At 73.6% G+C, this 1,293-nt stretch carries 2 protein-coding genes; both read right to left on the reverse strand.

Translation table 11 applies throughout. The annotated features are described in order from the left end of the window. Positions 1-6 precede the first annotated feature (6 nt). Positions 7-549, reverse strand: coding sequence for a DUF4383 domain-containing protein (locus FOE67_RS31020; RefSeq protein WP_182667272.1), 543 nt, complete (start codon positions 547-549; stop codon positions 7-9). Positions 550-613: 64 nt separating this feature from the next. Then, positions 614-1,293 (reverse strand): RNA polymerase sigma factor (locus FOE67_RS26000; RefSeq protein WP_228474306.1); only part of this gene is annotated, 680 nt, incomplete at its 5' end.

A 1,293-nucleotide genomic window follows, 5' to 3' on the forward strand; every position in this document is an offset into this window, starting at 1 on the left:
GCAGCGTCAGGTGTGTATAAGAGACAGGGCACCGGTGCGGGCGGCGGGGCCGAGCGCTCCGGAGGCCATCCGGTCCTCCTCCCGGGCCCGCTCGGGGTGTCGCCGGCGCCGGAACGGGTTGTCGGGCGGCAGGCCGCCGCTGATCCTCCCGTACATCCCGAAGGTGAGGATCATCAGCCCCATCGCGAAGCCGAAGAGGACGTTCGGCATCCGGAAGGCCAGGATGTTGATCGAGCGTTCCAGGATGGCCAGGTGCACGAACCCGCTCAGGACGAACAGGCCGCCGACGGTCATGTTGAGGGTGGAGGCGAAGTCACCGCCCACGAAGGCGCCGACGATCAGCAGCGAGCCGACGGTGACCGAGATCAGGCTCAACAGGCCGTTGCCGGACAGGCCGAGGATCTGTTGTCCGGTGGTGTCGAAGAAGGCGAGCCGGTCGGCGAAGCCGAGGATCCCGAAGACCATCAGCACGACGCCGCTCAGGGCCGCGCCCCGGCGGTGGACGGTGGCCAAATGATGGTCGGTGGGGAGTTCGTCGCGAAGTGTCATTCCTGCCTCCCGGGATGCGTGGTGCGGGTGCGGTTCGCCCCGGGCGGGGCGGCACGGCCGGTGGTCAGCCGGCGGGGGCGGGGGATCCGGCGTCACGACCGGCGTCCCCGGGTCCCCACTCCTCCGTGTACCCGGCCTCCTCCAGCCGACGGCGCAGCCGGAGCAGGCCGCGGCGGGCGTGGCTCTTGACCGTTCCCAGGGGGAGACCGGTGCGGTCGGCGATGTCGCTGTGGGTCAGGTCCTCGTAGAAGTTCAGGCGCAGCACCTCGCGCTGGCGCGGGGGCAGGAGGTCCAGTTCGCGGGCGATCAGGACACGCCGCACCACGTCGTCCGAGTCGTCCCGCACGGTGCCGCCGGCGGCGAGGTGCCGGTTGCCGGCGGCGACCACGAGGTCGTGCCGACGGGTGCGGGCGGCCAGCGAGTCGGCGATGCGGCGGCGCGTGATGCCCACGAGCCAGCCCGGCAGGGGGCCGCGGTCGGGGCGGTAGGTCAGACGTCCGCGCCAGGCGGAGAGGAAGACCTGTTGGGTGATGTCCTCGGCCTCCCGCCGGTCCCCCACGGCGCGGGCGGCCAGGGAGTGGACCAGCCCGCCCCAGAGGCGGTACGCGTCGGCGAGGGCACCGGGGTCGCCGGCGACCAGGCGGTCGGCGATCTCCCGCACGGCCTCGGCCGACGGTTCCGTCGCGCCGACCCTCCCCTCGGCGGCCCGGGGGGCGCCGGGGGTCCGGGACGCGGCGGTGGTGC

The sequence above is a fragment of the Streptomyces calidiresistens genome (assembly GCF_014141525.1).
Lineage (GTDB): Bacteria > Actinomycetota > Actinomycetes > Streptomycetales > Streptomycetaceae > Streptomyces > Streptomyces calidiresistens.

What these genes read in the sequence shown, in the direction of transcription:
- FOE67_RS31020 (WP_182667272.1), bottom strand. Translation starts at nt 549, where the DNA reads ATGACACTTCGCGACGAACTCCCCACCGACCATCATTTGGCCACCGTC.